The sequence below is a fragment of the Peribacillus sp. N1 genome (assembly GCF_054600815.1).
On sequence record NZ_BAAHZO010000041.1, the window covers coordinates 1 to 297 of the forward strand.

Sequence of the window (297 nt, forward strand, 5' to 3'; positions counted from 1 at the left end):
GCCACAATCATGATCTTGATCGGCATTATCCTTGTCATTCAAACAAGGCGCAGAGTTCTTTAATTGAAAGAAGTTTCCAGCAATGCACTGTAATGGACATATTCATGATAATGGGGCTGGTTTTGAACCGATTTTATTGATTATTCTGGCGCTTGTGATAGTGATTTATATCGCAGCTGACGTAATTTCAAACCGCCGCTATAAAAAATGGCCCTTATACCGTACGCACTTTTGGATTCTTGGCACCATCGGTGCAGCCTCTGCAATTATAGTTCCCATAGCCAATCGCGCGAATAT

Annotated in this window: 1 pseudogene; it reads left to right on the forward strand. The window is 41.8% G+C overall.

Features of this window, described 5'->3' with window-relative positions:
* Positions 1-82: 82 nt before the first annotated feature.
* A pseudogene (locus ACYP5M_RS26560) lies at positions 83-297 on the forward strand (cytochrome c oxidase assembly protein); the annotation flags it as partial.